Below are 22,682 nucleotides of genomic sequence, written 5' to 3'. Positions count from 1 at the left end.
TTGCGAGAAAAACGCAGCCGCAGTATAACCATTTCGAGTATGCGGAGATTTTTTATGGAACAGCTAATTGAAGCATCGAGTCATGAGAAAGTCATAGAAAGCTATATCAGCTCAATCGAGCGTGATGGTTACGCCTACATACCGAAAGCATTCGACCCGGAGCAGATTTCCAGAGCGAAATATCTTGTAGAAGACTGGTTTGCCAAGACTGTGTCCATGCAATCAGAACGGATGCCGCGTTTGAACCGAGATCAGTCGATGGTCTACAATCTTCAAAACAAAGATATGCTCTTCATACGCATGATGCTTGGGAATGAGTTTATCGAATCGATTCTGAAACATTTTTTGAATGACTGTTGGTTCACTTCGCTCCCGGAAGATGCTCCCAACTATATCCTCCGTTCTTTCCTGGCACGAAGCAGCAACCACCAAATGCCGATGCACATAGACTCCTTCATTCCCTATACCGGCTCGTATCCCTTCATCATGCAGTGCTCCATTTTGCTGGAGGACCAGACCGAGGAGAACGGCTGCACGGTGATCGTACCCGGCTCGCATCGTTCAGATCGATACGCCCCGCAGGAAGCATTTGGAGAGGCCATCTCCATCGAGGCGAAGGCCGGAGACCTGGTAATCTGGGACAGCCGGATCTGGCACGGAGCGCGAGAGAACCGGAGCAGTGGAACCCGGTGGGCCATGATTGCCACTTTTTGTCGCTGGTGGGTCAAGCAGGCCTTCGACATACCAGGCAACCTGCCTCAGGAAATTTATGATCAGCTCACTGATCGACAGAAGGCCGTCATGGGGTATTGCTCGGTGCCTTATGATAGCGAGCGATATGGTATCGATATGAAGCGAAATTTTGATCTTCTGCCAGTACGAGTCGAAGATTATCGACTTTAATTGTTTTTAGTAAGATAAAAGGAAATATTGACAATGAAACCGCTTGATATCGGTAGCGTTAGAGATAGTATCGATAAAGCTGACGCCAGGGTGCTGTCAACGGCTATATATCGTGAAGTGGGGTTCTTTGTGATCCGCGGGGCAATACCCATGGAAAGGATTCTGCAGTGGCAGCATGAATGGAGTCGGTTCTACGAGGATAGATTGTCGAAGAGCCGAAGTGTGGATCCTTTCAATCCCGTACATGTACATGAAGTGCTGCCAGCAGCGCTGGCAGAGATCCATCAATGTCCAGAGCTATTGGACATCATGCAAGAACTATATCCAGACCTTGCCTTGTTCATGCAACGTTTCGTGATCAAGGATCGAAACAGCCGTACGCCAGTTTTCGTCCATAACGACTTTTGTTACGACTACGGTTGGCCCGAAAAAACCACAGTGTTTATACCTCTTAGTGTATCCAACAAGGAAAACGGTGGAATTTCCTTCTATCCCGGTACGCATCACTTCGGCTATCTGGGCGATGCCGGTGAAGTGAATACGGAAATCATCGGTCCCGAGTGGCCATTGGTATGTCCTTCGCTGGAGCCAGGAGACATTGCTCTGTGTCACACCTGTACCTGGCATTGTTCACCTCCGCATGGCGGTGGTCCTGATAGAATCCTCGTTCAGGCAACTTTTCAACCGGCCAGCGACCCCAGCAGCACGGCGTTGCTGCGAGGGGAGTGGAGAACCCGCTATCACCTCAGCGATCTACCGCGCGACAAGTTCTTCGTCCGCTCTCGCTCCACACGCCTGAGAGAACTCCAGGCCCAGGTCAACCAGATCGAAGGCCATGTCTGTCTGGATGCGGCGACGCGCGCATGAACCAAGGGTATCTTCATCCCTGCTATGCGGAATCCTTTCTTGGCTTCGGTGAGCCTCGCGGACTGGAGTCCAGCGGTGGCTGGATACTCGAGCGCGCGATCCCAGGCGCCGCAGCACGCGATGCCATGGGGCTCTATCCCTTGTTCTGCTGCCGCGACTGGACCGCTTTGCGCCGGGATCTGGAGCTCGAGGGTGCGCGATGGGTGTCCCTCGCGCTGGTCGCCGATCCTTTCGGGGAGTATGACCGAAGACTGCTTGAGCGAACCTTCGACATCGTCCAGCCCTACAAGGAGCACTTTGTCGCGGATACCTCTGTTCCGCTGGAAGCCTTCGTCTCTTCGTCGCATCGCAGCAACGCTCGACGGGCGCTGCGCAAGGTGGAGGTCGAAGTGTGTGAAGAGCCAGCACGATTTATGGACGACTGGGTCGCGCTATTCGATGTACTGGCCAGAAGACATGACATCCATGGGCTGAGAGCCTTCTCCCGCGCGGCCTTCGAGCGGCAATTGCGGGTTCCTGGCCTGGTCATGTTTCGAGCCGTTCATGGCGGGCGCACTGTTGGTCTCGACCTCTGGTACGTACAGGATGACGTCGCACAGGGGCATCTCGTGGCATTCAACGACGAGGGTTACGCATTGAGTGCCTCCTATGCCACCAAGTGGACCTTGCTGAATTACTTTGCCGGTAGGGTCCGGTGGGTCAACTTCGGGGGCCTGCCAGGCTCCGCCGATCCCTCTACGGGCCTCGGACATTTCAAGCGAGGCTGGTCCAACACGACGAGGAAAGCCTATTTCTGCGGGAGCATATTCGATCACCAAGCCTATGAGCGCCTGGCCGGGAGCGTACCTCAAACGTCCTTCTTTCCGGCCTACCGAGCGGGAGAAAATTGATGAGCGGTCCTCAGTCACGGTTCGTTTTTGTCGTCTCGACATCAGGTTCGGTCATGAACCAGGTTTTAACCATCCCAACCGTCCGGAGTGCGACTCACTCCGTAATAGCCGATCGGCCCTGTCCAGCGGTCGACAAGGCGAGAGCACATGGTATTCCTGTCATCGTGTTCGATGAAGGGTCGAACGAGGCATTTAGCGTGCGGCTATCCGATTACCTGATACGGCACTCGATCGACTACATCCTTTCCTTCTACACTCAGTTCTACGCTGATACGTTACGCACCATGTTTCGGGATCGAATCATCAACTTTCACCCATCACTGCTGCCCGCATTCAAGGGCATGGATGGCTTTGGCGACGGGGTTGCCTACCGAGCCAAGATCCTTGGAACCACGGTGGAACTGATAAAGGACGTAATGGATGAAGGCAAGATCGTCATGCAGACGTGCTGCCCTGTCGACCCCGGCCTGAGCCGGGAGCAGCTTCGTCACCATATTTTCGTCCAACAGTGCAAGACACTGGTTCAGGTGGTTCACTGGATTCGGGAGAATCGCCTGCAGGTGAATGGAGACCATGTCACGGTACGTGACGCGGCCTGGCATGATCTGGCATACGCTCCGGCGTTGGAGGCATCCGAAGCGATTGATTTGAGCATTCCCTTCCCGGAGCGCTGCGTAGAGCCGGGCTGAACTATCAGCTGGGCCGAGAGGGGTGCCTGCATGATACGCCGGAGATCGATTCCGGGTTGCCGTTTGATGAAATCGCTGCTTTCGATCATCGTGATGACTTGTCTCTTCATGTTGCTCACTTCGGACACTGATCCCCAGCCTTTTCGGGAATACCTGGTACCCATGCGCGATGGGGTTCGGTTGCAGACGCGGGTATGGCTTCCGGAAGGTGCTGCCCCTGGTATCCAGTACCCTACGGTTCTGACCCGGGGGTATCGTGCCGGTCATTCAGGCGATGCTGTGGCGTTTACCTCGGCGGGCTATGTCTACGTAGGACAGGCGGCCCGAGGCCATCCGCCGTCAGAAGGTGAGTTGAATCGTTTCTTTCATGATGCCGAGGATGGTTACGACACCTTGAGCTGGCTCAGCCACCAGGACTGGAGCGATGGGGCCATTGCGATGTATGGGCGCTCTTATTGGGGGGCCACACAGTGGCTGGTGGCACCGGAGCAGCATCCCAATCTGAGGGCGATCATTCCGCAGGCGATCAATGCCGATCTCTGGCAATGCGTGTATCGCTGTTACGGGGCCCTTACGCTTGCCATGACAGCTGCCGGCCGAGCCTATACGGATCCGGAGCAGGGGCGTCGATACGGCTGGGAAGCGCTTTACCGCTACCTGCCGCTGATCGATTTGGACCTGGAGGTATCAGGGCGGAGAGATCGGCTCTGGCGGGACTATGTCAGCCATGCAACGTTTGATGACTACTGGAAGAAGATAAGTTTAAAAGGAAAGTATGACCGTGTCAGAATTCCCGTCTATCTCATGTCCGGTTGGTACGATTACTACGCGGGTGCTGTCTTTGACAATTATCTCGCGCTACAGGAGAGTGGGCACGACGCGGACCTCAGGCTGGTCATCAATCCCTCCGATCATCTCAATCGTCTGGTCGGGGACAGGGAGTTCGGGACGTCGGCAGAAAAAAATGAACTGTCATTGGCGATTCGCTGGCTGGATCATGTTGTCAAGGGGATCGAAAATGGCGTGGAAACGGAACCGCCAATCCGGATATTCACCATGGGGAGCAATGAATGGCAGTTCGCCAACGAGTGGCCGCTCGCCGGCACGCGCTTTACTCCGTTCTACTTTCACAGCCCCGATGGCGCCAGAATCGGCACGCTGGAAACTTCACCGCCACAAGACGGGAAGCCGACTGTCTATCTCTACGACCCGGAGAACCCTGTGCCGACCTTAGGTGGCAACCACTCGTTTCTGGGGGGAAAGCATGATGCATCGCTACGGGCAGGTTCCGTTGATCAGCGGCCGAACGAAGGTCGACCCGACGTACTGGTCTACACCAGCCCACCAGTTGAGCAGCCACTAGAGGTAACGGGTCCGATCACGATTGTCCTCTATGCAGCCAGCTCTGCAAGAGACACGGACTTTACGGCAAAACTTATTGATGTGCATCCGGATGGTACGGCATTCAACCTGACTGAAGGTATTATAAGAGCAAGGTTTCGCCATTCCATCTGGGAGGCACCGAAACTGCTTACGCCGGGTGATATCCAGCGTTATGAGTTGAGACTTCAACCGACCAGTAATGTCTTTCAACCGGGCCATCGGATACAGGTGCACCTCTCGAGCAGCAATTTTCCGCTCTGGGATCGCAACCCCAACACGGGCAATCCGCAAGGTCAGGACGCCGAACTCATGGTTGCCAGGCAGACGATTTATCATGATAACCAGCATCCCTCGCACATAGTACTTCCCTTGATTACGCACTGATTCGCCGAACTCTTGAATTTTTGTTAATTAATAAAAATGTTGCTGAATAAAAACGTCGAGAGGAGACTGAGGTGAACAAAGCCAAGTCGTTCTATCGGCTTTTCTCAAGAGCGATCCTGGGGGCCGATTATTATGAAAAAATTCAATTCCGTAGGCATACTGGTTATTGGGGGAACTTCGATAAAGCAAGAACTTTCAATGAGAAAATATGCAAACGGAAAATGAGCCGTAATATGCTGGATGCCATTCTTCTTCAAGATAAGGTGGCTGTAAGGGAGTTTGTCAAGGCTCGCGTGGGAGATGCGTATCTTACGCAATGTTATCAGGTTTTAAATAATGTAGAAGAGCTCAGCTATGAAACGTTGCCTTCATCCTTTGTTGTAAAAGGGAACGATGGCTGCGGGCGAGATAGCCTGCTGCTGGTTGATGAGAAGGAAAATATCAAGGAAGTTGAGTTGAAGGGGGAAATAAGCAGGATTCTCGAGCGCCATCGTGATCCGTTTAAAAGGTTCTACTGGTACTCTAATGAATGGTGGTATGGCATGATTCAACCAAAGGTCATCATCGAAGAGCACTTGATGCCAGGCACCGGCCATGTTCCATTGGACTATAAGTTTTTCGTATTTCACGGAAAAGTAGAGTATGTGCAGGTTGATTTTGGGCGTTTCATTTCTCATACAAGATCACTGTACAATACAAAGTGGGAAAGGCAAAATTTTAGGCTCGGCTACCCCGCCGGACCCGATGCCGAAAAGCCCACCTGCCTTGAAGAGATGATAGAAATCTCAGAGAAAATTGCCAGTGGCTATGATTTCCTGAGAGTCGACCTCTATGAAATAGACAATAAGCGGGTCGTGTTCGGGGAAATTACAGTGGCGCCTTCGCTGGGGCATGCCAGGTTTGATCCTGTCGCTTGGGACCTTGCCTTTGGGGATTTATGGTGACTTTTGGGTGTTGTTAATTATGAAAGCGACTATTGAGCGATTTTTATACAACAGGGCAGGGTTCAAGGCTTACCGATATAATAACCACAGTCATTCTTCTTACATCGTAGACTTGGTTGGTCCACCAGGAATCGGGAAAACGACGCTTATAAAAGCCTTGATTGAAAGATCTTTGATACAAGCAGAAAATGATAGTTTTGATAAAAAAGAAAGAGTATGTAAATCGAGAGCCCGCCTGTTGTCGCTGGCTGCCCTCAATCAGGGAGATATCGCGACTCTCCAAAGAAAGGCGGTTAAGCTTATTTATGATCTTAACATATCACAGTCTCGGAAAGGCTATGTAGTCGATGAAGGACTTAGCCATCATTTTGCTAACGAGTTATGTTCGATGTTTTTAGAAAGCCCGGATGATTTCAAACTCCTCATGCAGCGACGGGCTGTTATTAACTTGACGGCTTCCCCGGAAACCATCTGCTCCCGTATTCGAATACGAGGCAATAAGACAGGAAGGCTGCTTCCTTGTCATCAGGATAAGAGCGATGAAGAATTGGTCATTTTCAATACTGAAGCCCTGCGAGGTAGAGAATATCTCGCTACCTGCATGAAAGAAGCAGGCTATCCTATATTGACAGTCAATATGGAAGGAGCGAGGGAGTTAGCAGTCGACCACATCGAAGTATTCTTTTCATCCCTAGCTCAGCGATGAGGTGAAAGTAAGATGCCTTTGGAGGCAAGGAAATGCGAGAGAGTGAGCAAGAAATAATGTCAAAGTGGAGAGGTTCAATCTCTACGCCGCTGGTGAGCATACTCTGCATTACATACAATCATGTTAAATACATTGGAAAGACAATTGATTCTTTTTTGATGCAGGATTTAGATTATCCCTTTGAGGTGATTGTCCATGATGATGCATCGAGCGATGGGACCAGCGAGGTCTTGCGACGCTACCAGATGCTTTATCCGAATATTATCAAGCCCATCATTCAGGAAGAAAATCAATTTTCCAAGGGAGTGGTGATTATAAACTTGCTTAAGAAGCAGGCAGTAGGTAAATATCTAGCCTACTGTGAAGGAGATGACTATTGGACCGATTCCTCGAAGCTGAGGCGACAATGCGAGTACCTTGATAAACACCCACAGATCGTTGTAACGGGACACGATTCTTGCTCGATAGGTCCTGACGGGGAGATTATCAAAAAGTCAAGACTGCAGAAGAGGCACCAGCGTGATTTTTCGGCGGAAGAGATGTCGACAGGAAAAGCATGGATGCTTAATTTGACACTCGTTTTCAGGAACGTGGATTTTGGCGACATACCGGAAAGTGCCAGGATGCTGAATAATGATAAATTTCTTGTTGCGTTGCTGGGAAACTATGGCGGAAGTCATTTTCATCCAGAGATAAAGCCCGCATGCCATATTGCGCATGCTGGAGGGTTGTGGAGCTCAATGGAGCTGGCTGCAAGAAACGAAGCACAAATCAATTCCTGGTTCTGGATCTATAAGTATTACAAGAGAGTGGGAAAGGATGAGTATGCCGAAGCCTTCTGGAATATGTATCTTCGTCGAGTTTTCGCCCAGTCATCTCGCCTGGCGCTGATAAAGGAGCTTCTGATTCGTTTGTTATACCTCAGGGAGTTGGCGTCTATGTTAAAAAATCTAAAATGAGTTGTTTGCAGCTTGATTTTGGTCGTGTGCTTGAATCTTTTATTATTTCGTTTATATAAAAACATGAATGAGGAAAAGTGGGCCCAATGGAAACGAGTACAAGTAATATAATTGCAGAGCGGCAATTTTTCATCCGGCTCTTTCTGATGTTGGCACCTGCGGCAGCAATTACGATAATTGCGGTAAACCATACAGCTATGGGTGCGATGATTGGCTTCTTGACGGGCCTGGTTGTTTGTGTTCGTTCGCCAATCTACGGTTTGCCGATCATAATAATCGGTGCCGCGCTAAATAATATTGATTTTATATTTGGGCTTCACTTCGGCTGGATTCTGATCGCTGGATGTTCAGCAGGCACTATGATGCATGCCACTCTAGGGGATAATAAATTACGTTTTGATGTTAGCATTTTTTTAATTGCCTTCCTTTTTACGCTCCAGGAAGTGGGTAGGGGGCTGATGGCCGGCGATGGCCGTCTGGATCGTCTGGCTGCTTTGCTGACTATTCTCCTATTTCTTGGCTTGCTTCGTGCTTCCGGTCCCGGTATGACGTTGCAGCGTCATTTTCCATTCGGCGAAACTCGGGTGCTCGTCTACCTGGTTGGTGGTGTCGGTATCCTGCTAGTACTGGCAACACTCAGTATGATGTCGACTCGGGAGTTTCAGCTCTCTCGTGCAGGAGAGCTTGGGCTCGCTATCGGTGAGACTGAATCTTCCCCTCGCTCGCTGTCGAATATTCTCGGTATTGTATTGGTGACTTGTCTGACGGCAGTTATTTCAATGCCTGCTCATATGCGTGACAAGCTAATTTGGGGGGCGATGGGCACTGCAGCTTTCGTTGGAATGGTTTATACCGGCTCCCGTATGCCGGTCTTCGCTGCGGGCTTTGCTCTGCTGGTTGCGCTGTTAGCGCAGTTTACTTTTCTCGGAAGAACTCTACGCGCCAATAACCTTATCTGGTTAATGGGCGGTGCCATGCTCGCTGTAATGGGCCTCGTCTTACTGGAAGCCCATGGACCAGGAATTCTTCCATTTGCCGAAGGGGCAGTGGATTTTCGCCTTTTCAGAGCCCCCGTGCTTGAATCGAACACACGGCTCGATATGTGGGCAGCCTACTTCGCCGATGCCAGCATTCAACAGCTACTGTTAGGTACCGGGATCGGTGCCTTTGGAAATCCTCATTCTCTATACGTGGGGACACTGATCACCTTCGGTCTAGTGGGGCTGCTGGCTCTTGGACTTTTTATAATAAGGTTGTCGACTGAAGCCTTCAGAATTCGCTCCACTGTGGCGGTATCAACTCTTGCATACACTTTGCTCGCCCTATCTTCCTCCTCTGATATCGACAAATCCTATTTCTGGGTCTTGTGTTCAGTCATCATTACTTTCATCTGTGTGGCAAAGCGCGAGAGCGCAATCGAGAATGTACGCCTTTCAGAGAGAACCCTTCCATGCCGATGAACCTAGGTGTTGTCTATCTGGCGCTGGGGCGCCCCTATCTGGCCATGGCTCTGCTGTCAGCTAAGAGCTTGGTCGAGAAAAATATAACATTACCTTATACAATAGTAACCAATGTCTGTAAGGAACCACCTGCAGTTGATTTTTTTCGCCACGGTTATGACAGGTGGACATATGTATCCGTAGAGGATTCGGTCAACCGAAGCTTGAAAACACGCATACTCGAGTATAGTGAATACCAAAAAACAATTTTCCTTGATTGTGATACGGTAGTAATGGGTAATCTTGCTGCAGCTGACAGTATTCTGGATTATTTTGATATTGGTATTAGATTGAATCGTTATCCCCAAAAGCGAAAAGGTAAAGGTGACATACCAGTTTTAGGTGGGTTGACAGTAGGGGATTTGCCGCACTGGAATAGTGGTGTCATGCTGATAAAAAATTCCTTGGCGTCTTGCGAATTTTTCAGGATGTGGAATGAGAATTTTACTCGTCTGGGAAGCCAATACGACCAAGTTTCCTTGGTTCCAACGATTTTTAAATCCGATGCTCGTGTGCTTTCTCTTGAAGAGAGGTGGAACGCAACAGATCCAGGTATCGGAAGGAAACAATGGAGACGTGATACGCTTGTGTATCACTATGCCACTAATATTTGTGATCATTTGTACTCGACCATCATGCGCTATGATCAGATAATTCCCATCGATATGGATAAGCATACGACGAGAGATTTCTTAACGAGGAAAAGGCGCTTGAAAAAATCTCAGATGAATGTTCTTAGATTTTTTGCAATCAATGTCTCTTGGCGATTTTCCTCGCCAATCAAGATTCAATATAAGTGATGAGTTTAGCCCAATGGCCTGCATAGTCGAATTCTCTGGGAAACCGGGGGTTGGAAAAACGCTGGCGTGCAATAAATTAATCGGTAAATCATTGAATACCCTGCCAAATAGTCGTATTAAAGGGTTGTTGTCGAATGAGCGGAGATTATCTAGCCTAGCAATGAAGGCTATCAGCCTTGTTTGTAGTGCCGGCCTCCACTATTCAAGACTCGCTGTTATCCTTCAGCAGATGTCCGACGCCATGCCGGACCATGGAAGATTGAGGCTGCTGAAAAGCTTTTGGAACGCAGTTTATCTCGACTTTCAACTATGGCGTTCCGTGAGGAATCATGACATTGTCATTATGGACCAAGGTTTCACGCAGTTGTGTTGGGCTAACTTGGGTGCGGGTAATGAAGAGAAAATAAAGTCATTGTTGTTGACTCTGTATGCGCCTTATATTAGTCATCGGCTTGTCCTGGTGTATCTGGAAGCTCACGACAGAATCTTTGACAATAATCTAAAGCTGCGACGTGACCTTGTCACGAATGACCTCTATCGATTCGATTATCTTAATGAAGATGCATTGATTGAGATGATCGATGCCATTTCTTCCAAGAGGAATTTCTCTTTGGTGAATATTATAAATGATGTGTCGGGGGAAATAAATATTTTGCCAATCATGTCCCGCCTGTAGAGCAAGGAGTTTTAGTTGTACTCCATTTATCATATTTAAGCTTTTTTCTGGATTGGTCTGTTCTGGTATCAGGTGCGTGCTGTCAGTGGGTTTCTCCATTACAAAATAATAAGGGAGAGCGGGATGAAGACCAAACACGACTATCCAATTGTGGTGACTGCCATTACTTCACATATCAGTGCTGTATTGATTCGTGGTCAGTTGCAATATCTCAAGGAGAATGGCGTTAAACCTATTTTGATATCTTCACCTGGTGAGAGTGTCAGGTTGTTAGCGGAATCAGAAGGTGTGAAGCTTTACGAAATACCAATGGAGCGTGAGCCAAGCCCAACAAAGGATGTTCTGGCTTTGTTCCGTCTTGCACGTCTCTTTCTTCGGATTAGACCTGATATTGTTAACGCTGGCACCCCCAAGGCTGGTTTTTTGTGCATGCTGGCCGCGTATGCCTGCAATATTCCTGGCCGCGTATATACCATTCGTGGGTTTCGGCATGAATCCATGTCGGGCCTTCCCCGTTGGCTGATGAAAACTTGCGAGAGGATCTCCTGTCGCTTGGCTACGCAGGTGGTTTGTATCAGCCCAAGTGTTGCTCATCAAGGCGTGGCGGAAGGTATTCTGAAGATAGGAGAATATCGATTGAATGGGCTAGGAAGCAGTAACGGGATCAATCTCGAAAAATTCAATCCCTTGCGTTCCGATCTCACCCCCGTCGAGGAACTCAGGTTGCGGTTCGGTATTCGGTCGGAAGATTTCATCATTGGTTTCGTTGGCAGGGTCATCAGTAGAAAGGGCGTCGATGAGCTTGTGGAGGCTTACTCCAGGGTCAAGGTCGATTACCCTCACATCAAGCTGCTCGTCATAGGCCCTCTCGAAAGCGAGCAACCCATTGCGATAAAGACATTAGAGCGTATAAGAGCCGACAAGGACATTCTCAGCCTGGGGTTCGTCGAGGACGTTGAAAACTATTATCGCTTGATGGACCTGTTTGTCTTGCCGGCGCATTGGGAGGGGTTCGGCAATGTTCTGCTGGAAGCCGCTGCCATGGGGGTACCCGCCGTTACCTGTGACGTGACCGGGACAAAGGATGCAATGTCTCACGGATTCAATGGCACCCTGGTACCTGTACGCAACGTCGATGCGCTGAGCCGAGCCATCACCGCTTACATCACCGATGACGCTCTCAGGAGGAGCCACGGTGAGAATGGACTGGCGTGGGCGCGAAAATTCAGCAATGTCGTCGTTTGGTCGGGGTTGTTGCAGCTCTACCGCTCCATGTTGACGCTCAGGTGATCGAAAGACATGAACACCTCCCGAATGTATCCCATCAGCAAGCGTCTAATCGATGTCGTCTTCTCGGCACTCTGCCTTCTATTGTTATCGCCGCTTTTGCTGGTTCTGGCTTTACTCGTGCGGTTGCGGCTTGGTTCGCCGGTATTGTTTTGTCAACTTCGACCGGGCCTGAAAGCAAAGCCGTTCCATATCGTCAAGTTCCGCACCATGCGACACGAGTGTGACACCTACGGCGTGCCGCTAGCCGATGAGGAGCGCATGACTCGATTTGGTCAATGGCTGCGGGCCAGCAGCCTGGATGAGCTGCCGGAACTATGGAATGTGCTGCGCGGTGACATGAGCCTGGTGGGGCCTCGCCCCCTGCTGATGGAATACTTGCCCCTGTATGATGCCCGTCAGGCCAGCCGCCATGCAGTCTGCCCCGGCATTACTGGCTGGGCTCAGGTCAATGGCCGCAATGCTTTGACCTGGGAGCAGAAATTCGAGATGGATGTGTGGTACGTACATCACCGGTCGCTGACGTTGGACCTGACCATCTTGCTGCTCACTGTGAAGAGAGTGGTGGCTCGTGAGGGTATCGCACATGTTGGTGCCGTAACCATGCCACGTTTTCGAGGTAATCATGGTGAATAGTCACTGCTTGGCCATATTCGGAGCCAGTGGGCACGGTAAGGTCGTTGCGGACATTGCGCTGCAGACGGGATGGGACGCCGTGTTTTTCTACGATGACGCCTGGCAGTCAAAGCCGAGGCTCGAGCACTGGAAGGTTCACGGGGGAATGGCCCTTTTGCTGCGAGAGGTACATAGATTTGGCGGTGTGGTGGTGGCGGTAGGCAATAACAGCATACGTGAAATTGCATTGGGGAGAGTGTGCGGTGCCCAAGGACGGTTGGTCACGCTGATTCACCCAAAGGCAGCGGTAAGCCCGCTGGCCAGGGTGGAGGTAGGGGGGGTGGTCATGCCCGGCGCTGTGGTCAACGCCTTCGCTACGATTGGGCGAGGGGGAATCGTCAACAGCGGTGCCACGGTGGATCATGATTGTCGTCTAGGTGCTTGCGTGCATATAGCACCAGGGGCGCACCTATCGGGTAATGTAGTGGTCGGCCGTGGCAGCTGGATCGGGGTCGGCGCGGTGGTCCGCCAAGGGGTGACGATCGGTGAACGGGCCATGATAGGGGCGGGAGCGGCCGTCGTCACCGACATTGCCGATGACCTCACCGTAGTGGGTGTGCCGGCTCGCCCCCTGGAAGATCGACCCGCAATGGTGGAAGTGCCGACAGGAAGCTTGGGCTAGCGCTTTAACGTACTGCCAAGGCACGGCGAGGAAGTCGGCTCATGATCGGCGACATCTTCGTTATGCAGCGCCTCCAGCAGGGCCTGCTGCAGCAGCGGAAGGTACGACTCTTCGAGATTGCGGGCGGCGGAAAGCAGGGTCACTTTCCCTTGGCGGGCATGGCGCATCAAGGGATGCAGGCTTTCGGGATGATCGCGCAGCTCGCCGCGGTAGCGTACGGCAAAGACCTTGTGGCTGATCTCGCCCTGGCGTAGCTGACGGCTCAGCAGGAGCGAGGGCGAGGCGTCGCGATACCACTCCGTCAGCGCCAGGCTCTCGCGCCGCTTGCCGCGAGGCCAGAGCCGATCGACCAGCACTCGCGCCCCGTCCTCGGGCGCTTGTGGGCTGTAGATGCGCTTGAGAACGATCTCGTAGCTCATGACGACTCCTGCCTCGTCTGTTCGGTCGCGGCGCGCTAGCGCTGCGCCAACGCTTGCGTCGCCTTTTCCTGCCATGGACCCGGCATCTCGGCGGCACGCGACAGCGCTCGCCGGGCTTCGCCGTCCTCCCCCCGGGCTTGCAGCAGCAGGCCCAGATTCAGCCATGCCGCACCCAGGTCATCGCGACGTTCCACGGCACTCTGGAACGCCTCGATGGCGTCCGCGGCCTCGCCTGCGGCGTAGCGTGCGTTGCCCAGGGCAAAGTACCCCATGCCGGAGTCCGGGAAGCGTTCGACGAAAGCCTCCCAGGCAGGCAGCGTGGCTTCGGCGCCCTGCACTCCTTCGTAGCCAGCGATCGCCTGCAACGCGCGCTGCTCGCCGACTCCACTCGGCAGCTCGCCGGGGGGCAGGGCGATGAACGCCCAGCGCTCGCTGCGTGCCCAAGTGGCGTCGAAGCGGCGGAAGGATTCGATGCGCTCGGCTTCCTCGCCGCTGTGCAGGGTCATCTCCTCGGCATCCAGATCGTAGCCGATCGCCACCGCGTAATGCCACATTGGCCACGTCGGCAGGGAAAGGTTCTGCATCACCACCACCGGATGGCCGGCGGCAATCTCCGTCAGCAGCGCATCGAAGCTGTTGTCCAGCACGAACGGGATGCGCCCGTGACGCCTCACCGTGGCAAGCATCTCGGGCTGGACGCTGCCCTCGCGCCCGGGAATGAAGACCTGGGGGATCAGGCTCTCCATGGACACGTCCACTTCGCCGTGGTTGAGGACCATGGCCAGCGAGGCTGGGCCGCACTGATAGTCGCGCTGGGAATGGAAGGGCACGTCCTCGATCGTGGCCTGACGCGGTATCGCCTGCTTGGTAGTCTCGGCCAGTTGCGGCGTCGAGGCGCAGCCCGCCAGCCAGAGACACAACAGAAGAACGCCCGCTAGGCGGGCGTTCTTGCAGGCTGGCTGGAAACGGCCTTGCATGGCGTTTCTCATCAGCGTGTGAACGGGAAGACGTTGGTCAGGCCCAGGATATCGGTGACCAACAGGACGAGAAAGATCAGTACCAGGGCGCCGACGACGCTCGCACCGGCGGGCAGCTGGTCGAGCTGCTCGGCCATTTCGCGTGCCTCCTCGTCGGAGAGCGCGGCAACACGGGCTTCGACCTCGGCAAGGTCGACGCCCTGAGCGACGAGCTGATCCTGCACCTCGGCCCGGGACAGGATCTCGTTGATGCGTTCCCGGTCGGCATCGGCGCGCTCGGCCGAGATGGCTGCCTGGGTCGAGACCAGCTCGCTGGCTGGCAGCGGGGCGGCCGAAACCGAGACGCTACCGAGCACCAGGGCCAGGATCAGCAGGGGGCTGAGAAAGCGGCGGAGAGTCTTCATGATCAGTGTTCCTTCTTCTTGGGAAATGGCTTCCGGCTCTTGAATGATCCAGCGCTCCCGGTTCGGTGAGCGCAGTCGTCCACATGCTCCAACGATGCTGTATCAGTATAAGCAGAAAGCGCGTGAAATTTCATGCCCTTGCAGCAAGCGATATGGTGCGATGCGGTGAAGGGGGCGAAAAGCTCAGCCGACGCGGTAGGAGGAGGGCAGCTCGGCCAGCAGGCCACGGCCGCCCGCGAGCGTCAGGGCCAGGTCGTGCAGGCCTTCCCAAAGCGGCAACGGCGCCGCGCCCTTGATCGCGAGGTCGAGGCGCTGAGAGAACAGCAGCAGTTTGTGCAGGCGCTTCCTCGGCAGGCGCGCAATGGCCTGCTGGTAGGCGGGGCGGCGCTTGTCGAAGATGGCCGGTTTCTGCGCCTTGCAGGCGTGCTCGAAGCTCTGGCCCTGGTCGAGGTGCTGGTGCAGCGAGAGCAGCGTGCGCAGCTCACGGTTGAGCGCCCACAGCACGATGGGGGCCTCGACACCCTCGCCGCGAAGGCCTTGGACGATCCGTGAGACGCGCTCGCGCTCCCCCTTGAGGCAGGCATCGGCCAGGGTGAAGACGTCGTAGCGGGCGCTGTCCTCCACGCCGCCGGCGATCTGGGCCGGGCCCACGCGCGTGCCCGACGGCAACAGCAAGGCCAGCTTCTGCAGCTCCTGGTCCGCCGCCAGCAGGTTGCCCTCGGTGCGCTCGCCCAACAGGCGGGCGGCGTCGAGCTCGAGCGAGAGACCGTGGCGCTCGGCGCGGTCGCGCAACCAGAAACCGAGCCGCGAGACGTCGACCGGCCATACCGGCACGAACAGGCCGAGCTTGTCGAGCGCCTGGAACCAGGCGCTCTTCTGCTGGCGGAAGTCGAGCTTGCCCATGCTGACGAGCAGCACGTTGTCACGGTTGCCCGGGGTATCGGCGTACTCCTTCAGCGCCTTGGCGCCCTCCTGGCCGAGGCTCTGGCTCCCCAGGCGCAGCTCGATCAGCTTGCTCGTGGCGAACAGTGACAGGCTGGCGGCGGACTCGCGCAGCCGGCCCCAGGCGAAGTTGGCTTCCACGTGAAGGATCTCGCGCTCCTCGATGCCGCGCTCGCGAGCGGCGGCGCGCACGTTGTCGCAGGCCTCCATGTGCTGCAGCGGCTCGTCGCCGGCCACGATCACCACCGACGGCAGCTTCCTGGCCAGTGCTTCCGGTAGCTTGTCGGCAAAGACCTTCATGGGTGTGCCTTCATGAATGTGTCTTGATGGAACCGACTGCCTGGCGGGAGTCGTCGCGTGCATGGAACGTTGTCATGATGGGTCCTCGGCCAGCGCGCGCAGGCGATCGAGCAGGCGGCGCAGGGCCTCCTGGCGCAGCTCCTGGCGTGCCTCTTCCCGCAGGTCGTCCTGGGCCAGCAGGTTGTCGTCGCTGACCGTGAAACGGGTCGTCACTTCGAGGTTCTGCTCGGCGAGGCGATAGGCGCCATCGCTGCGGCGCTGCACCGAGATGGGCACCGAGAGGGTCATCTCCCGCTCCTGCGGGCCGCTGTCGAGCACGCTCAACTGACGCTCACGGAAGGTCTCCGGGCCGAGGTTGAGGATCTCGGGGGCGTCGTCGTGTACCCGCGTGCCGGCCGAGGTCAGGCGCTCGTCCACCAGGCGGGCGAGCTCGCTGTCGTCGCCCGCCAGGGCGAGTTCGTCGATGGCCAGCCCCGGGGTATCGAAGCCGCGCAGGCGAAAGCCGCAGCCGGTCAGGGCCAGGACGGCGCTGGCCGCCAGGGCGAGATTGAGAAAACCGCGTCGCTGCATGGGCGCTCCCGTTCGATCCGTGTCAGCTCACCACGATGTTGACCAGCTTTCCCGGCACCACGATCACCTTGCGTACCGTCTTGTCCTCGGTGTGCCGCCGCACGTTCTCGGCGGCGAAGGCCTCGGCCTCGATGGCTTCCTTGGGGGCGTCGGCCGCCACCTCGATGCGTGCACGCAGCTTGCCGTTGACCTGCACCACCAGCTCGATGCTGTCCCGCGCGAGGGCCGATTCGTCCACCTGCGGCCAGGCGGCGTCGATGGCCGGCTCCTCGTGGCCCAGCTCGCGCCACAGCGCATGGCAGGCATGCGGCGTGATCGGCGCCAGCAGCAGCACGCAGGCCTCCACCGCCTCGCGGGCCACGGCCAGGCCCCGGGGGCTGGCATCGTCGAACTTGGCAAGGGCGTTGGTCAGCTCCATCACCGCGGCGATGGCGGTATTGAAGGTGGTGCGCCGGCCGATGTCGTCACTGGCCTTCCTGATCGTCTCGTGGGTCTTGCGCCGCAGCTCGCGCTGGGCGTCGTTGAGCGCGCCGGTCTCCAGCTCGCCCGGCTGGCCGGCCTCGAGGTGCTCGGCCACCAGGCGCCACAGGCGCTTGAGGAAGCGGCTGGCGCCCTCGACCCCGGAGTCGGACCACTCCAGCGACTGCTCGGGCGGGGCGGCGAACATCATGAACAGGCGCACGGTGTCGGCGCCGAAGCGATCGATCATCGATTGCGGGTCGACGCCGTTGTTCTTCGACTTCGACATCTTTTCGATGCCGCCCATCTCCACCGGCTCGCCGTCCTTGATCAGCAGCGCGCTGACCGGACGCCCCTTGTCGTCGCGCCTGACTTCCACGTCGGCGGGGTTGTACCACTCCTTGCCACCGTTCGGCGTCGAACGGTAGAAGGTCTCGGCGATGACCATACCCTGGGTGAGCAGGCGCTGAAACGGCTCGTCGACCTTGACCAGCCCCAGGTCGCGCATCAGCTTGGTGAAGAAGCGCGCATAGAGCAGGTGCAGGATGGCATGCTCGATGCCGCCGATGTAGAGATCCACCGGCAGCCAGTAGTCGGCGCGTTCGTCGAGCATCGCCGTCTGATTGTCGGCGCAGCAGAAGCGGGCGAAGTACCAGGACGACTCCATGAAGGTGTCGAAGGTATCGGTCTCGCGCACCCAGCCGCCGCCCAGGTCATAGAACTCGGGCATCTTCTTGAGCGGCGAGCCGCTGGCGTCGACGGTCACCTCCATCGGCAGGGCCACCGGCAGCTCGTCGTCGGAGAGCGGCACGGTCTGGCCTTCGGGGCCGTACTTGACCGGGATCGGTGCGCCCCAGTAGCGCTGGCGGGCCACGCCCCAGTCGCGCAGGCGATAGTTGATCTTCACCTCGCCGCGACCCAGCTCGGCCAGCCTGCCGGCAATGGCCTCGAAGGCGGCATCGAAGTCCAGGCCGTCGAACTCACCGGAATTGATCAGCCGGCCGTACTCCACGTAGGCGCCCTCGGAAAGGTCCGGCGCCTGACCGCGCTCGTCGCCGATCACCGCCTCGATGGGCAGGCCGTACTTGGTGGCGAACTCCCAGTCGCGCTGGTCGTGGCCGGGTACCGCCATCACCGCGCCGGTGCCGTACTCCATCAGCACGAAGTTGGCCACATAGACCGGTACCTCGCGGCCGCTGAGCGGATGCACGGCAACGTGCCCGGTGGGCATGCCGCGCTTCTCCATGGTCGCCAGCTCGGCCTCGGAGGTGCCGCCGCGGGTGCACTCATCGCAGAAGGCGGCCAGCTCGGCGTTGCCTTCGGCGGCGGCCTTGGCCAGCGGATGGCCGGCGGCGACCGCCACGTAGGTCACACCCAGCAGCGTATCCGGGCGGGTGGTGTAGACCGACAGCGGCTCGGCCGCGCTACCCTCTGGCGTCTTGATATCGAAGGCGAGCTCCACGCCGCGCGACTTGCCGATCCAGTTGCGCTGCATGGTCTTTACCTGCTCGGGCCACTCGATCTTGTCGAGGTCGGCGAGCAACTCGTCGGCGTAGTCGGTGATCCTGAGGAACCACAGCGGGATCTCCTTGCGCTCGACCAGCGCGCCTGAGCGCCAGCCGCGCCCTTCGATGACCTGCTCGTTGGCCAGCACCGTCTGGTCCACCGGGTCCCAGTTGACCGTGGCCATCTTCTTGTAGACCAGTCCCTTCTCCACCAGCTTGGCGAAGAACCACTGCTCCCAGCGGTAGTAGCCGGTGTCGCAGGTGGCAAACTCGCGGCTCCAGTCGTAGGCAAAGCCCAGCGCCTTGAGCTGGCCGCGCATGTAGTCGATGTTGTCGTAGGTCCACTTCGCCGGCGGCACGCGGTTCTGGATCGCGGCGTTCTCCGCCGGCATGCCGAAGGCGTCCCAGCCCATGGGCTGCATCACGTTCCGGCCTTGCATGCGCTGGAAGCGCGAGACCACGTCGCCGATGGTGTAGTTGCGCACGTGCCCCATGTGCAGCTTGCCGCTGGGGTAGGGGAACATCGACAGGCAGTAGAACTTCTCGCGGCTGGCATCCTCCACCGCCTTGAAGCACTGGTTCTGGTCCCAGAACTGCTGGGCGTCGCGTTCGATTTCAAAGGGCTTGTACTGTGCGTCCATCGGCTTTTCGAAATGACCTTGTTGAGTTCGGGCACGGGCACCGTGCGCTTGCGCGGGAAACTTGTCCGGCGTCAGTCCTCGCCTGTTCGATCGCGATAAAACGTTGAACTGACGGCGTGATGGCGTCTAAATGGTTACCAAGGATACCCCAGTAGGGCATGCCGGGCCATGCCCGGTCCATGCACAGCCTGCCGTGAGGAGATGACCATGAGCGAACGTCCCGACACCCAACGCGAACATCGGCTGCGCGAAGGCTACGAGCGCATGCTGGCCCGGCTGCGTGAGGGAGCGGATGACCTGACCTGGGAGAATCTGCAGCGCGAGCTGGACGAGGCGGTCGAGTTCGAGGCCGAGTTCGAGGAGTTCACCAAGGACGAACTCGCCCTGCTGCGGGCCTGGGTCGAGCGCGACCTCATCGACATGCGTCGCTACCTGCGGGCGAGCGGGCATGGCGTGGCCGCCTGGCTGGGCATCGACCTCGACCAGCTCTCGCGCAAGGTGGTGGAGTCGCTGCTCTCCATCGCCGATCGCAGCATCGTCGAGAACGTCCGGCTCAACGAGGACCTCGAGGCCGCCCGTGCCGACTACTGCGAGGGCGAAGTGGCCGCCCCCGGGCGCATGGCCTGCGTGCACTGCGATGCGCGGGTCGAACTGGAGGGCGTGAGCCGCATCGAGCCGTGTCATCAGTGCGGGCATCGCTACTTCTACCGCCTCTCCCAATGAGCCCGGGGCCCAGCCGCTACAGCCAGGCATCGAGCAGGAGCAAGCCCAGCACCACCAGGGCGCTGAGCGCCAGGGCGTAGCCCAGGTTGTGTCGCATGATGCGATAGCCGCTGACCCCATAGCGACCCTGCAGCGACAGGTTGATCCCCGACAGCGGCCCCACCGAGGTGCCCACCGCCCAGGAGGCAAGCGCGGTGAAGGCGAACAGGGTCTGCTCGTCGCCACGCAGATCGAGCATCGAGGCCAGCACCGAGACGCCGATGATCGGATGCAGGCCGGCCACGGCACTGACCACGATGGCAAGGAAGCTGGCCACGGCCTGGGTCGCGCCGAAATGGGAGAAGAGCCGCCACTCGCTGCCCGTTGCCGCGGCGACGAAGGTGGAAAGACCGAGGGTCAGCAGGCCGGCGGAGAGGAACAGTGCGATCTCGCCGCGCATGGCCGGCAGGCGCAGGAGCGTGTGCTGGCGAACGCGGCGCAGGGTCCAGCGCGGCCCCGCGGGCAGGTTGCTGGCCAGTGCCACCGCCGGCAGCAGGAAAGTGATGATGCTGACGATGCCGAGCTCGGGCGTGAGCTGGAAATGGAACAGCATCACCAGTGCGGCCATGGTGACCGGCATCAACAGGCTGCGTGGCGAGAGCGAGAACCCGGCGACCTCGGTCAGGTCGAAGCGTCGCGACAGCTCCAGCGTGGTCAGCGCGCCGCTGATCAGTGCCAGCGGCAGGCCCACCGCTATCACGCGGGTAAACTCCATACCCGGTGCCAGGGTCATCACCACCCCCATCGAGGCAAAGAAGGGCGACCACAGCGCGGCGCTGGAGAGGCCGCGGTTGAGCGCCAGCAGCTGCGGCGTGGTCAGCGGCCCGCGCCGAGCCAGGCGATCGCCGATCATGAACACCGTGGACAGGTTGAGGATCGTGCCGAGCAGGTGGACGCCGAGCCAGGTGCCCAGGGTCCCCCGGCGCCCCGTGACGGGGCGCCCGAGCGGTCGCGTCCTGCCGCTGCGGTTGCCGATCAGGCCGATGAAGCTGACCCCCACCAGCATCGCCACCACATAGGTATTGCCGCTGGTGATCGCCGGCCAGGCAATGTCGGATGCGTAGCGCCACCTGGCCACGACGAGCAGGACGAGCCCGATGGCCGCCAGGGCTCCGGCCTGCCAGCGGGTGCGGCGGGGAATGTCGCGCCACAGCAGCAGGGTAGCCAGCCACAGGGCGTAGCCGACGCCGTTGGGCAGCGGCGAGTAGCCGGCGAAGGCGAGTACCTGCAGCACCAGGCCGAGCAGGATCAGCGAGCCTGCCAGGACGTGGCGCGGTGAGGTGGCTTCAGGGTCGGGCGAGGGCACGATGGCTGGGGCTCCGGCGAGTCGTCACGGTGGCGTGTTTCGTGAGCAGTCTAACAATTTCCGCTTATTCCCCGCGACTCGGCGTGTCATGCACGGCTTCCAGCAGCAAGAGCATCGCACGCGCGGCGTTGGAGAGGGTGCGGCTGCGGTGCACCAGATAGCCCAGCGAGCGGTGGATGTCAGGATGATCCACTTCCAGTTCGTGCAACTCGCCCGCCACCAGGCGCTCCGGCAGCAGGCTCCAGCCCAGGCCGATGGCGGTCATCATCTTGAGCGTCTCGAGATAGTTGGTGGAGAGCGCCACGGGCAGCGTGAGCCCGGCGGCCGCGAAGCGCGACTCGATCAGCGTGCGGGTGAAGGTCAGCGGGCCGGGCAGCACGGCATCGAAGGCGCACAGCTCGTGCAGCGTGAGCCGGCCGCGTGTCGCCAGGGGATGGTCGAGGGCACAGACGAAGCACATCCGGTCCTCCCACACGGGGACCACCTCGAGCTGCGGGTCGGGGTGCGGGGCCAGGGTGACCACGGCCATTTCCAGCTCGCCGTCCAACACCCCCTGATAGGCCTGCTCCGAGTCGAGGAAGCGCAGGTCCAGACGCACCTCGGGGTGTGCCTGGGTGTAAGCTTTCAGCAGGGGCGGCAGACGGTGCAGGCCGATGTGGTGGCTGGTGGCGAGCGTCAGGCTGCCGGCGACCTGGCCCTCGAGGTTGGTCAGCGCGCGGCGGCTGTCGTCGACCATGACCAGGATCTGCCGGGCGCGGGGCAGCAGCACCTGGCCGGCTTCGGTGAGGGTGACGCGGCGGCCGATGCGGTCGAACAGCCGCGCGCCGATCTGGTCCTCGAGGGTGGCGATGCGCTTGGAGACCGCCGGCTGGGTCAGATGCAAGTGCTCGGCGGCGCGCGAGAAGCTGCCGCTGTCGGCCACGGCGAGGAAGGCCTGCAGGCTCTGGGTGTCCATCTCTCGTTTGTATTCCTTTATGGAATCCAATGAATAAATAACATGAATTGCTTTTATGGGCGAGCCGCGCAAGACTTGATGACACCAAAGAGAGCCAAGCGAGAACAACCAGTACCGAGAGCTTGGCGGTTGCTGCAGCGTGAGCGGCGCCGGGGACA

General features: G+C 57.6%; 23 protein-coding genes. 15 read left to right on the top strand and 8 right to left on the bottom strand.

Annotation, left to right across the window (positions count from 1 at the left end):
* Positions 1–54 precede the first annotated feature (54 nt).
* The 14 genes from DIS04_RS12875 to DIS04_RS12820 all read left to right on the top strand — a co-directional run bounded on the left by DIS04_RS12875 (position 55) and on the right by DIS04_RS12820 (position 13,284).
* The gene (locus tag DIS04_RS12875; protein WP_162623064.1) at positions 55–903 is read left to right on the top strand and encodes a phytanoyl-CoA dioxygenase family protein; all 849 of its coding nucleotides are present in this window, start codon (positions 55–57) and stop codon (positions 901–903) included.
* 33 nt (positions 904–936) lie between these two features.
* Positions 937–1,770, top strand: a complete 834-nt coding sequence (locus DIS04_RS12870; protein ID WP_111414179.1) for a phytanoyl-CoA dioxygenase family protein — start codon at positions 937–939, stop codon at positions 1,768–1,770.
* Positions 1,767–2,660, top strand: a complete 894-nt coding sequence (locus DIS04_RS12865) for a GNAT family N-acetyltransferase (protein ID WP_111414178.1) — start codon at positions 1,767–1,769, stop codon at positions 2,658–2,660. The genes DIS04_RS12870 and DIS04_RS12865 overlap by 4 nt, the downstream gene beginning before the upstream one ends.
* Complete coding sequence (gene purN, locus DIS04_RS12860; protein WP_111414177.1) at positions 2,660–3,349, top strand: phosphoribosylglycinamide formyltransferase; 690 nt, start codon at positions 2,660–2,662, stop codon at positions 3,347–3,349. Before DIS04_RS12865 ends, purN begins: the two co-directional genes overlap by 1 nt.
* Before the next feature lie 66 nt (positions 3,350–3,415).
* A complete protein-coding gene (locus DIS04_RS12855; RefSeq protein WP_162623063.1) occupies positions 3,416–5,116 on the top strand; it encodes a CocE/NonD family hydrolase in 1,701 nt (566 codons plus the stop codon).
* 71 nt (positions 5,117–5,187) lie between these two features.
* Positions 5,188–6,060 (top strand): ATP-grasp fold amidoligase family protein, encoded by an 873-nt coding sequence (locus DIS04_RS12850; RefSeq protein ID WP_162623062.1) that lies wholly within the window; start codon positions 5,188–5,190, stop codon positions 6,058–6,060.
* On the top strand, positions 6,008–6,766 hold the full coding sequence (locus tag DIS04_RS12845) for an AAA family ATPase (protein ID WP_111414174.1): 759 nt from the start codon (positions 6,008–6,010) through the stop codon (positions 6,764–6,766). Before DIS04_RS12850 ends, DIS04_RS12845 begins: the two co-directional genes overlap by 53 nt.
* Before the next feature lie 32 nt (positions 6,767–6,798).
* Entirely contained in the window at positions 6,799–7,725 is a 927-nt protein-coding gene (locus tag DIS04_RS12840) for a glycosyltransferase family 2 protein (RefSeq protein WP_111414173.1), read from the top strand.
* 86 nt (positions 7,726–7,811) lie between these two features.
* A complete protein-coding gene (locus DIS04_RS20480) occupies positions 7,812–9,185 on the top strand; it encodes a hypothetical protein (RefSeq protein WP_162623061.1) in 1,374 nt (457 codons plus the stop codon).
* Positions 9,176–10,024, top strand: a complete 849-nt coding sequence (locus DIS04_RS20475) for a glycosyltransferase family protein (RefSeq protein ID WP_162623060.1) — start codon at positions 9,176–9,178, stop codon at positions 10,022–10,024. The genes DIS04_RS20480 and DIS04_RS20475 overlap by 10 nt, the downstream gene beginning before the upstream one ends.
* 13 nt (positions 10,025–10,037) lie before the next feature.
* Positions 10,038–10,700, top strand: a complete 663-nt coding sequence (locus DIS04_RS12835) for a hypothetical protein (RefSeq protein ID WP_162623059.1) — start codon at positions 10,038–10,040, stop codon at positions 10,698–10,700.
* Positions 10,701–10,823: 123 nt separating this feature from the next.
* Positions 10,824–11,990, top strand: coding sequence for a glycosyltransferase family 4 protein (locus DIS04_RS12830; protein ID WP_111414171.1), 1,167 nt, complete (start codon positions 10,824–10,826; stop codon positions 11,988–11,990).
* Positions 11,991–11,999: 9 nt separating this feature from the next.
* Positions 12,000–12,623: a sugar transferase gene (locus DIS04_RS12825; RefSeq protein ID WP_281270197.1), complete on the top strand. Its 624-nt coding sequence runs from the start codon at positions 12,000–12,002 to the stop codon at positions 12,621–12,623.
* On the top strand, positions 12,613–13,284 hold the full coding sequence (locus tag DIS04_RS12820) for an acetyltransferase (protein WP_111414169.1): 672 nt from the start codon (positions 12,613–12,615) through the stop codon (positions 13,282–13,284). The genes DIS04_RS12825 and DIS04_RS12820 overlap by 11 nt, the downstream gene beginning before the upstream one ends.
* Here the strand turns inward: DIS04_RS12820 and DIS04_RS12815 are convergent.
* The 6 genes from DIS04_RS12815 to leuS all read right to left on the bottom strand — a co-directional run bounded on the left by DIS04_RS12815 (position 13,281) and on the right by leuS (position 19,501).
* Complete coding sequence (locus DIS04_RS12815) at positions 13,281–13,703, bottom strand: DUF488 domain-containing protein (protein WP_111414168.1); 423 nt, start codon at positions 13,701–13,703, stop codon at positions 13,281–13,283. The two genes, DIS04_RS12820 and DIS04_RS12815, sit on opposite strands and share 4 nt — an antisense overlap.
* Positions 13,704–13,738: 35 nt before the next feature.
* A complete protein-coding gene (locus DIS04_RS12810) occupies positions 13,739–14,680 on the bottom strand; it encodes a PA2778 family cysteine peptidase (RefSeq protein ID WP_111414167.1) in 942 nt (313 codons plus the stop codon).
* Positions 14,681–14,691: 11 nt separating this feature from the next.
* Positions 14,692–15,084, bottom strand: a complete 393-nt coding sequence (locus DIS04_RS12805; RefSeq protein ID WP_111414166.1) for a PA2779 family protein — start codon at positions 15,082–15,084, stop codon at positions 14,692–14,694.
* A gap of 183 nt (positions 15,085–15,267) precedes the next feature.
* Positions 15,268–16,326 carry a DNA polymerase III subunit delta gene (gene holA, locus DIS04_RS12800; protein ID WP_111414165.1) on the bottom strand — a complete coding sequence of 353 codons (1,059 nt, stop codon included), beginning with the start codon at positions 16,324–16,326 and terminating at the stop codon, positions 15,268–15,270.
* Between the two features lie 72 nt (positions 16,327–16,398).
* Positions 16,399–16,896, bottom strand: coding sequence for an LPS-assembly lipoprotein LptE (locus DIS04_RS12795; protein ID WP_111414164.1), 498 nt, complete (start codon positions 16,894–16,896; stop codon positions 16,399–16,401).
* A gap of 22 nt (positions 16,897–16,918) precedes the next feature.
* On the bottom strand, positions 16,919–19,501 hold the full coding sequence (leuS, locus tag DIS04_RS12790; RefSeq protein ID WP_111414163.1) for a leucine--tRNA ligase: 2,583 nt from the start codon (positions 19,499–19,501) through the stop codon (positions 16,919–16,921).
* A 207-nt stretch (positions 19,502–19,708) separates the two neighbouring features.
* Between leuS and DIS04_RS12785 the strand changes: the two genes are divergently transcribed.
* On the top strand, positions 19,709–20,224 hold the full coding sequence (locus DIS04_RS12785) for a zinc ribbon-containing protein (protein WP_111414162.1): 516 nt from the start codon (positions 19,709–19,711) through the stop codon (positions 20,222–20,224).
* Between the two features lie 16 nt (positions 20,225–20,240).
* Here DIS04_RS12785 and DIS04_RS12780 read toward each other — a convergent pair whose 3' ends face one another.
* Together DIS04_RS12780 and DIS04_RS12775 are read right to left on the bottom strand one after the other, a co-directional pair.
* The gene (locus tag DIS04_RS12780; RefSeq protein WP_111414161.1) at positions 20,241–21,569 is read right to left on the bottom strand and encodes a hypothetical protein; all 1,329 of its coding nucleotides are present in this window, start codon (positions 21,567–21,569) and stop codon (positions 20,241–20,243) included.
* 64 nt (positions 21,570–21,633) lie between these two features.
* Positions 21,634–22,524, bottom strand: coding sequence for a LysR family transcriptional regulator (locus DIS04_RS12775; RefSeq protein ID WP_111414160.1), 891 nt, complete (start codon positions 22,522–22,524; stop codon positions 21,634–21,636).
* Positions 22,525–22,682 lie beyond the last annotated feature (158 nt).

Source organism: Billgrantia lactosivorans, assembly GCF_003254665.1.
GTDB lineage: Bacteria > Pseudomonadota > Gammaproteobacteria > Pseudomonadales > Halomonadaceae > Halomonas > Halomonas lactosivorans.
Note: the sequence above shows the minus strand (reverse complement) of the source record. Positions and strands in the feature narration are given on the sequence as shown.

What these genes read in the sequence shown, in the direction of transcription:
- DIS04_RS12875 (WP_162623064.1), top strand. Translation starts at nt 55, where the DNA reads ATGGAACAGCTAATTGAAGCATCGAGTCATGAGAAAGTCATAGAAAGC.
- DIS04_RS12870 (WP_111414179.1), top strand. Translation starts at nt 937, where the DNA reads ATGAAACCGCTTGATATCGGTAGCGTTAGAGATAGTATCGATAAAGCT.
- DIS04_RS12865 (WP_111414178.1), top strand. Translation starts at nt 1,767, where the DNA reads ATGAACCAAGGGTATCTTCATCCCTGCTATGCGGAATCCTTTCTTGGC.
- purN (WP_111414177.1), top strand. Translation starts at nt 2,660, where the DNA reads ATGAGCGGTCCTCAGTCACGGTTCGTTTTTGTCGTCTCGACATCAGGT.
- DIS04_RS12855 (WP_162623063.1), top strand. Translation starts at nt 3,416, where the DNA reads ATGAAATCGCTGCTTTCGATCATCGTGATGACTTGTCTCTTCATGTTG.
- DIS04_RS12845 (WP_111414174.1), top strand. Translation starts at nt 6,008, where the DNA reads ATGCCAGGTTTGATCCTGTCGCTTGGGACCTTGCCTTTGGGGATTTAT.
- DIS04_RS12840 (WP_111414173.1), top strand. Translation starts at nt 6,799, where the DNA reads ATGCGAGAGAGTGAGCAAGAAATAATGTCAAAGTGGAGAGGTTCAATC.
- DIS04_RS20480 (WP_162623061.1), top strand. Translation starts at nt 7,812, where the DNA reads ATGGAAACGAGTACAAGTAATATAATTGCAGAGCGGCAATTTTTCATC.
- DIS04_RS20475 (WP_162623060.1), top strand. Translation starts at nt 9,176, where the DNA reads ATGCCGATGAACCTAGGTGTTGTCTATCTGGCGCTGGGGCGCCCCTAT.
- DIS04_RS12835 (WP_162623059.1), top strand. Translation starts at nt 10,038, where the DNA reads ATGGCCTGCATAGTCGAATTCTCTGGGAAACCGGGGGTTGGAAAAACG.
- DIS04_RS12830 (WP_111414171.1), top strand. Translation starts at nt 10,824, where the DNA reads ATGAAGACCAAACACGACTATCCAATTGTGGTGACTGCCATTACTTCA.
- DIS04_RS12825 (WP_281270197.1), top strand. Translation starts at nt 12,000, where the DNA reads ATGAACACCTCCCGAATGTATCCCATCAGCAAGCGTCTAATCGATGTC.
- DIS04_RS12820 (WP_111414169.1), top strand. Translation starts at nt 12,613, where the DNA reads ATGGTGAATAGTCACTGCTTGGCCATATTCGGAGCCAGTGGGCACGGT.
- DIS04_RS12815 (WP_111414168.1), bottom strand. Translation starts at nt 13,703, where the DNA reads ATGAGCTACGAGATCGTTCTCAAGCGCATCTACAGCCCACAAGCGCCC.
- DIS04_RS12810 (WP_111414167.1), bottom strand. Translation starts at nt 14,680, where the DNA reads ATGCAAGGCCGTTTCCAGCCAGCCTGCAAGAACGCCCGCCTAGCGGGC.
- DIS04_RS12805 (WP_111414166.1), bottom strand. Translation starts at nt 15,084, where the DNA reads ATGAAGACTCTCCGCCGCTTTCTCAGCCCCCTGCTGATCCTGGCCCTG.
- holA (WP_111414165.1), bottom strand. Translation starts at nt 16,326, where the DNA reads ATGAAGGTCTTTGCCGACAAGCTACCGGAAGCACTGGCCAGGAAGCTG.
- DIS04_RS12795 (WP_111414164.1), bottom strand. Translation starts at nt 16,896, where the DNA reads ATGCAGCGACGCGGTTTTCTCAATCTCGCCCTGGCGGCCAGCGCCGTC.
- leuS (WP_111414163.1), bottom strand. Translation starts at nt 19,501, where the DNA reads ATGGACGCACAGTACAAGCCCTTTGAAATCGAACGCGACGCCCAGCAG.
- DIS04_RS12785 (WP_111414162.1), top strand. Translation starts at nt 19,709, where the DNA reads ATGAGCGAACGTCCCGACACCCAACGCGAACATCGGCTGCGCGAAGGC.
- DIS04_RS12775 (WP_111414160.1), bottom strand. Translation starts at nt 22,524, where the DNA reads ATGGACACCCAGAGCCTGCAGGCCTTCCTCGCCGTGGCCGACAGCGGC.